Raw genomic sequence first — 7,522 nt, 5'->3', positions numbered from 1 at the left:
GGCTGCGGCTGCGATGGTCGTCATGGCTGCGGACATGGTCGCCGTGGCTGCGGCGACACACGGGATTCGCCGCAGTGGTGACGACCATCCGGGCGCCCAGACGCAGAAAACGTCAGGACAGGTCGAGGAAGCCGCGCAGATCGTCCAGCGCGCTGGCCACCACCGTGTAGTGCGCCCACTTGCCCCGCTGCTCGCGCGTGAGCAGGCCCGCCTCGACGAGCTTCTTGAGGTGGTGGCTGACGGTCGGCTGACTCAGGTTCACCACCTCAATCAGGTCGCAGGCGCACACCGACTCACAGCCCTGGGCCGCGATGTGCGAGAGCAGCCGGATCCGCGTGGGGTCGGCCAGCACCTTGAATCGGGCCGCCATCGACTCCGCCGTGGCCGCATCGACCGGCGCGCGCTCGCCGGAGCAGCAGTCGCTCGGAACGGGCTCCCCGACGAGGGAGACAGGAATCGTCGACCGGGTGGCCGCGCGCGTGGGGGCTGGTGACGTCGTTGTCGTCGTCGTCATAAATTCTCCCACCTTCACCGCCACAATAGATTGACGATCATCGATACGTCCCAATAGCCTAACCCCCAGACACATCGACATCCATCGATACATGGGGAGCCGACGCATCCGATGAGCACCACCACCTCCGGCGGCACGGGGTCCGGCAGTACGCCGCCCAGGGACGCAACGTCGGCCCAGCCGCCCCGGCAGGCCACGCCCGTTGCCAAGGAGATGTCGTTCCTCGACCGCTACCTGGCCATCTGGATTCTCGCGGCGATGGCGCTCGGGCTGCTGCTCGGCCGGTTCGTGCCCGGCCTCAACACGTTCCTGGACTCGATGCAGGTCGGCGGGATCTCGCTGCCGATCGCGATCGGGCTGCTCGTGATGATGTACCCCGTGCTCGCGAAGGTCCGGTACGACGAGACCCACCGCGTGACCGGCGACCGCACGCTCCTCACGCTCTCACTGGTCCTCAACTGGCTGGTCGGGCCGGCGTTCATGTTCACGCTCGCCTGGATTTTCCTGCCCGACCTGCCCGAATACCGCACGGGGCTGATCATCGTCGGACTGGCGCGGTGCATCGCGATGGTGTTCATCTGGAACGACCTGGCGTGCGGCGATCGCGAGGCCGCCGCCGTCCTGGTGGCCATCAACTCGGTGTTCCAGGTCATCGCCTTTGGCGCGCTCGGCTGGTTCTACCTGCAGATCCTGCCCGGCTGGCTCGGCCTGGAGACGGTGTCGGCGGAGTTCTCGGTGTGGGCGATCGTGCTGTCCGTGCTGGTATTCCTCGGCATCCCGCTGCTCGCCGGCTTCCTCACCCGCGTGCTGGGCGAGCGCGCGAAGGGCCGCGAGTGGTACGAGGAGACGTTCCTGCCGAAGATCGGCCCGTGGGCACTGTACGGCCTGCTGTTCACGATCGTGCTGCTGTTCTCGATGCAGGGCGAGGCCATCACCTCGCAGCCGCTCGACGTGGCCCGGATGGCCATTCCTCTACTTCTGTATTTCGTGCTGATGTTCTTCGTCAGTCTGCTGGTCTCGCGCGCGGTGGGACTGAGTTACGCCAAGTCCACGTCGGTGGCGTTCACGGCGGCCGGCAACAACTTCGAGCTCGCGATCGCGGTGTCCATCGGCACGTTCGGCATCGCGTCGGGCCAGGCGCTCGCGGGCGTGGTGGGACCGCTCATCGAGGTCCCGGTGCTGGTCGGCCTGGTCTACGTCGCCCTGCGGCTCGGCCCGCGCCTGTTCCCCGGCGACCCCACCCTCCCGAACCGTTCGACCACCGGAGCCCAGTCATGAGCAACGCCCCTGACACCACGAACTCCAGCAACGCGAGCATCGCCAGCACCGCCACGACAGTCCCGAGCGTCCTGTTCGTCTGCGTCAAGAACGGCGGCAAGTCCCAGATGGCGGCCGCGCTGATGCGCCTGCACGCCGGCGACGCGGTGGAGGTCCACTCGGCCGGAACGGCGCCCGGGACGAAGATCAACGCCCTGTCGGCGCAGTCGGTGGCCGAGCTCGGCGCGGACATGTCCGGCGAGACGCCCCGCGCCATCGACCCCGACCTGATGCGCCGGGCGGACCGGGTGGTGGCGATCGGCGCCGAAGCCGCACAAGAATTTCACGACGACGACAACGCCGGCACCCTCGTCACGTGGATCACCGACGAGCCTTCGGACCGCGGTATCGAAGGGCTGGAGCGGATGCGGCTGGTCCGCGACGACATTGACCGCCATGTCAGGGACCTCCTCACGGAGATCACCTCGCCCTGAGTCACTGCTCCAACCGCCCGGCGCAATCTGAGGTTTCTCAAAGAGTTCGTGGTCCTGCATGAGAAGCCGGTAAATGAACGAAAAATGCCTTCCAACGTCGGTGTGACCACGGTGATAATCGGCTCAGGCACACCTTCCGACCGGCCACGATCCGGGTGGGGGGACCCCGCCAGAGTCGTGCCTACCGGCGACGGCCCCCTTCTCGCCCCGCAACGCCCCATGCTGACGTGAAGGGATCCAGCCATGTCGACCAATCTTCCCGAGACCGCCGACGATCCGACCGCCCCCGCCCCGGAAACCCCCGCGGATATCCCCCGGCTCGACGTGCACGCGCTCAACTCGGACTCGAGCGCACTGGCCCGCAAGTTCGACGGGATGGTGTCCGAGGAGACCATCGAGCGGATCGTGTTCGAGTCGTACACGACCCTGCACCGCTCGGCGCGAGTCAAGACACACCTCGCGGCACTGGCCAAGCATTTCGCGGAGGACCGCATCCGTGCGCTCGCGGTGGCGCGGGGCGCGATCGAGGCGACGGTGCCGCAGGTTCTGTTCGTCGACACCCTCAACACGGGCCGCTCCCAGATCGCCTCAGCCCTGCTCACGCACTACGCGGGCGGCAACGTGGAGGTCCGCTCCGCCGGCACGAGCCCAGGCCACGAGGTGCACCCGCAGGTCTACGAGGCGATGGACGCCCGCGGCGTGGCCCTGATCCGGGCGTTCCCCAAGCCGTTGACCGACGACGTCGTGCGGGTCTCCGACTACGTGGTGCTCCTCGGCGATGTGGACGAGCCGCCGCGGTACGAGGGCAAGGAGTACCTGACCTGGGACGTGGCCGCAGCCAAGGACGCGTCCGTGGACGAGGTCCGGGCGATCGTGGACGATCTGGACTCGCGCGTGCGGGCCCTGTGGGCCGAGATCGAGCCGGCCGACGAGCAGACGGAGGCCACCGCGCCGAGTCCTGCATAGTCGGCGGGGCGGCAGGCTCCCCGGCGCGGCGCGTCGCGCCCGCCGGATAGTTACGTAGCCTGCCGTCGATGCCTCGCACCCAGCTCATCAATCGCACGCTGACCGCGGCGGGCCTGCTCCTGACCGTGGCCGTCTCGGTCATGGTCATGTGGCAGGCCGCGACAGAGTTCATGCTGGACCTGGAGGTCTTCCAGGACGCCGGCCGCGCCGTGGTCAACGGTCAGGACCTGTACTCGGAAGAATTCCCGAGCCGCTCGGGGTTCCGGTTCATCTACCCGCCGTTCGGCGCGCTCATCTTCGCGCCACTCGCGCCACTGGACGCGACGGTCGCGCAGATCGCCTGGTCGGCCGCCACCATCGTCTCGGTGTGGGCAATCCTGGCCATGGTGGCCGTTCGCCTGAAGCTGGACCGGCCCGGGATCGTCGCGCTCGCCCTGACCGGGGTCGCGCTGCTGTCCGAGCCGCTGCGCTCGAACCTGATGTTCGGGCAGATCAACGTGTTCCTGTTCCTCATGGTCACCGCCGACGTTCTCGGCTTCACACCCAAACGGTTCCGCGGCGTGCTGCTCGGTGTGGCCGCGGGCATCAAGATCACGCCGGCCGCGTTCGCGTTGATGTTCCTCGTCCGCAAGGACTGGGGTTCCCTGGCGCGGTCGGTGGCGGCGGTGTTCGCGACGATCGTTGTAGGCCACCTGGCCCGGCCGGCGGAGTCACTGCACTTCTGGACCCACGAATTCTGGGCGACCGACCGCGGGGGTCATCCCTGGTTCGTCCCCAACCAGGCGTTGAGCGGGCTGCTGACCCGGGCCCGGCTGACGCCCGAGCAGATCGAGCTGCCCGTCTACGGCTTCTTCCTGGTGGCGGCCCTCGCGGCGACCTGGGGCGCGTGGCAGCTCACCCGCCGGGACCGCCCGGTCGACGCGCTGCTGCTGGTCGCGCTGGGCGTCTTCATTGCCTCGCCCGTGGCGGTGACCCACCACTGGTCGGGCGTGATCATCGCGTTCGTGTTCCTCCTGGCCCCGCGGCGGCCACTGCTCCGACTGAGTGTGGCCGCCCTGGCGCTGGCGCACCTGATCGGGACCCACCACGCGTACGCCCTGATCGCCGACACCCCGGGCGAACACATACTGCAGTGGGTGGTCGGCAATCTCCAGGGCATGACGGGCATCGCGGTGTTCGCGATTCTGTTCATCGACGCGGTGCTGTTGTCGCGTGCCGAAGCCACCGAACCCACCGAAGCAGCCCCGATCACCGAACCCACTGAGTCCGCTCAGCCCGCGCAGGCCCCCGAGCCAAGCCGATGAACCCGGCCTAGAGCCGACGACCCAGCGCGGCTCTAGAATCCGAAGACAATCCGCCCGACACCCAGGAACACGGCGAGCGCGCCCAGCACCAACGCCGGGGTGTACTTCTCCTGGCGGCGGGAGTGCACGGCAACGGCGCCGATCATCACAACGCCCAGCGCGAAGGCCGCCACGATGACCAGCCACTGCAGGCCCGGGACGAACATGGGGACGATCAGCCCGATCGCACCCAGGATCTCGGCCCATCCGATCGCCTTGATCTGGCTGTCCGAAAAGTCCTCGACGTAGGTCATTCCCTTCTCGGCGAGGGCGGGGCGGGTGGTCGTGATCTTGCCGAGTCCGGCTGCGAAGAACGCACCGGCAAGAAGTATGGCGATGACCCACAGTGCGATGCTCATGACGACTCCGTTTCAGGTGACTGCGCACGTAATTACTTGATAGTTCACCAATCTACTCAATCCCTACGCGTGAATCGTCGACGTGCGCGATCTCGAGCCGGGACCCACGGAACCGGCTACGGTGATTCACACCACAGACTCGGGGTGGATTGTGCCATCGCGTTGGCGAAATTCTTCCGCAGTCGGCTGTGAGCAACCGGAGGGTTTTAATGGCGAGCGCAGAGACATCCACCCAGCTCATGCCGGAGCTCGCCTGCTATGGGCTGGCCGGGCATACCGCCTCCCCTGCTGACCTGGTCACCGAGGCCGCCCGCGCAGAAGAACTCGGCCTGGGCTCGATTCTGCTGTCCGAGCGATTCGCCCTCAAGGACGCCGCTGTCATGGCAGGCGCTGCGGTAGCCGCGACCTCCAGCATCGGTGTCGGCTCCGCGGCGACCAATCACAACACGCGCCACCCTCTGGTAACCGCCACCATGGCCACCACGTTGCATCGGATGTCCGGGGGCCGATACGCACTGGGCCTCGGCAGGGGCATCCCGATGCTTTTCGACATCATGGGCCTGCCCCGGGTGACCTCGGCGCAGATCACGGATGCCGTTTCGATCTACCGGAAGCTCTGGGCCGGCGAGTCCATCGTCGGCCACGACGGGCCGGCAGGCACCTTCCCGTACCTGTTCCAGGACCCCTCGTTCAACGAGAACATCCCTGTGATGCTGGTGGCGATGGGCGACAACACGCTTCGCCTGGCGGGCCAGGTCGCCGACGCCGTGGTCCTGCACACGTTCATGACCGATGCCGCCGTGGCCCGGTCGGTACGAATAGTGCGCGAGTCCGCCGAGCAGGCTGGCCGCGACCCGTCCACGGTCCGGATCTGGTCAGTGATGGCCACCATCGAGGACTCTCTCGATGAGCCCGCCCGCCTTCGGAAACTCGCCGGCCGACTGGCCACCTACCTACTGGGGTATGGAGATGTCCTGGTCCGGCTCAATGACTGGGACCCGGCCGCACTCGAGCGGTTCCGTGCCGACGAGCGGGTTTCCGCCCACGGCGGGGCGTTCGACGCCACCGAAGACCTCGACCTACTCCGGCACCTCAGGGAGATCCTTCCGGACGAATGGCTCGCCTGCGCCGCGGTCGGAGATGCCGCGCACTGCGCGGATCGAATCAAGGACCAACTCGACCTGGGTGCGGACTCCGTGGTGCTTCACGGTGCCACCCCTGACGAGCTCGCCCCGGTCCTTGCCGTCTGGCGGGCCAATCGAGACCCGTCACGCTTCGCACACCTCACCCCGAACCCCGGAAGGATCCACCGATGACCTTCGCCGCCGAATTGACGCCCCCTGCCATCAGCACGCCGGAAGAAGTGACCGCCGAGTGGCTGTCCCGTGCCCTGGGAACCACGATCCGGTCGGTGCGGACCGAGCCCGTCGGGACAGGTCAGATTGGGTGCTGTGTCCGCGCCCATGTCGACGGCGACGGGTTGCCCTCCACCCTCTTCATCAAACTCCCCAACCCCGATCCGGGGATGCGTCCGCTTCTGCACGGCGTGTACCGCAGCGAAGTGCTCTTCTACCGTGAGCTCGAACCGACATTGAAGGTCCGCGCACCGCGCTGTCTGTTCGCCCGACTCGGTGATCAGGAGGGAGAGTTCACCCTGGTCCTCGAGGATGCCGCGCCATTGGTCCAGGGTGATCAACTGGCCGGCCTCCCGGTGGAGACAGCCCGGGATTGCGCGGTGAACCTGGCCGGACTGCACGGGCCGAGGTGGTGCGACCCGACGGTGCTCGAGATCGACGGACTGGCACGCCCGACAGTGGAGGACAACGACACACTGCAAGAACTGGGTGGGCCGCTCCTAGAAGCATTCCTGGACGAACTCGGGGATCGACTGACCGCCGAAGAGCGGGACACCCTGTCCGAGATCGCCACCCTCATCGGGCGGTGGGCCAACGGGCGAACCGAACGATTCAGCCTGCTCCATGCCGATTTCCGCGCGGACAACATGTTGGTGGATCCGTCGGGACGACTGCCCTCTCTGGCCTGTGACTGGCAGACTCTCGTCACCGGACTCCCGGGTCGCGACCTCGGCGGCTTCCTCGGCGCCAGCCTGGCCACGGACGACCGGCGCGAGGCCGAACAGTCGATCGTCGCCGACTACCACCGAGCCCTCGTCGGCCACGGGGTGCGCGACTATTCCCTCGAACAATGCTGGGACGACTACGTGTACGGCCTTCTCCAGACGCCGGTGATCGGGATCTTCGGTTGGGCCTACGGGACCCGTAGCCCCCGGGGCGATGACATGTTCGCCCACCTCATCCGGAGGTCGCTCCGTGCGATCGCCGACCATGACGCGCTGTCCGTGGTCCGGGCGGGCTGAGGAACCTCCCTCTGAACCACTCCTGCGGCACAACCGCCAACCCCGCGAGTCAGTCCTCCAGGTCGTCCGGCGTGCCCCGCAGGCTCCAGCGATGCCGACGGCGCCCACTCGGACGGCGCCCACCCGAGCGCCACCCGCGCGGCCGGCGCTCGGCCTCCTGGTAGTAGTCGAACACCGGCAGTCCGAGCTTGAAGCGGATCGCGGCCACCCGC

Annotated in this window: 8 protein-coding genes; 6 read left to right on the top strand and 2 right to left on the bottom strand. The window is 67.6% G+C overall.

Annotated elements, in window-relative coordinates:
* Positions 1–112 precede the first annotated feature (112 nt).
* Positions 113–514, bottom strand: coding sequence for an ArsR/SmtB family transcription factor (locus tag G6016_RS17225; RefSeq protein ID WP_241729953.1), 402 nt, complete (start codon positions 512–514; stop codon positions 113–115).
* A gap of 213 nt (positions 515–727) precedes the next feature.
* Here G6016_RS17225 and arsB point away from each other — a divergent pair, with 213 nt between their 5' ends.
* The 4 genes from arsB to G6016_RS08090 all read left to right on the top strand — a co-directional run bounded on the left by arsB (position 728) and on the right by G6016_RS08090 (position 4,535).
* Complete coding sequence (gene arsB, locus G6016_RS08105; protein WP_182632159.1) at positions 728–1,792, top strand: ACR3 family arsenite efflux transporter; 1,065 nt, start codon at positions 728–730, stop codon at positions 1,790–1,792.
* Complete coding sequence (locus G6016_RS08100; protein WP_182632156.1) at positions 1,789–2,265, top strand: arsenate-mycothiol transferase ArsC; 477 nt, start codon at positions 1,789–1,791, stop codon at positions 2,263–2,265. Before arsB ends, G6016_RS08100 begins: the two co-directional genes overlap by 4 nt.
* A gap of 243 nt (positions 2,266–2,508) precedes the next feature.
* Complete coding sequence (locus G6016_RS08095; RefSeq protein ID WP_182632155.1) at positions 2,509–3,231, top strand: arsenate reductase/protein-tyrosine-phosphatase family protein; 723 nt, start codon at positions 2,509–2,511, stop codon at positions 3,229–3,231.
* Positions 3,232–3,299: 68 nt separating this feature from the next.
* Positions 3,300–4,535, top strand: coding sequence for a glycosyltransferase 87 family protein (locus G6016_RS08090; protein ID WP_182632154.1), 1,236 nt, complete (start codon positions 3,300–3,302; stop codon positions 4,533–4,535).
* Positions 4,536–4,567: 32 nt separating this feature from the next.
* Here G6016_RS08090 and G6016_RS08085 read toward each other — a convergent pair whose 3' ends face one another.
* Positions 4,568–4,933: a DoxX family protein gene (locus tag G6016_RS08085; RefSeq protein ID WP_182632153.1), complete on the bottom strand. Its 366-nt coding sequence runs from the start codon at positions 4,931–4,933 to the stop codon at positions 4,568–4,570.
* A gap of 209 nt (positions 4,934–5,142) precedes the next feature.
* On the opposite strand from G6016_RS08085, the gene G6016_RS08080 reads away from it, so the two are divergent.
* Positions 5,143–6,249, top strand: a complete 1,107-nt coding sequence (locus G6016_RS08080; RefSeq protein WP_182632152.1) for a TIGR03857 family LLM class F420-dependent oxidoreductase — start codon at positions 5,143–5,145, stop codon at positions 6,247–6,249.
* The gene (locus tag G6016_RS08075) at positions 6,246–7,310 is read left to right on the top strand and encodes a phosphotransferase (protein ID WP_182632151.1); all 1,065 of its coding nucleotides are present in this window, start codon (positions 6,246–6,248) and stop codon (positions 7,308–7,310) included. Before G6016_RS08080 ends, G6016_RS08075 begins: the two co-directional genes overlap by 4 nt.
* Positions 7,311–7,522: the final 212 nt, after the last annotated feature.

The organism is Dietzia aerolata (assembly GCF_014144865.1).
In the GTDB taxonomy this organism is placed as follows: Bacteria; Actinomycetota; Actinomycetes; order Mycobacteriales; family Mycobacteriaceae; genus Dietzia; species Dietzia aerolata.
This window is presented reverse-complemented; position numbering and strand designations above follow the sequence as displayed.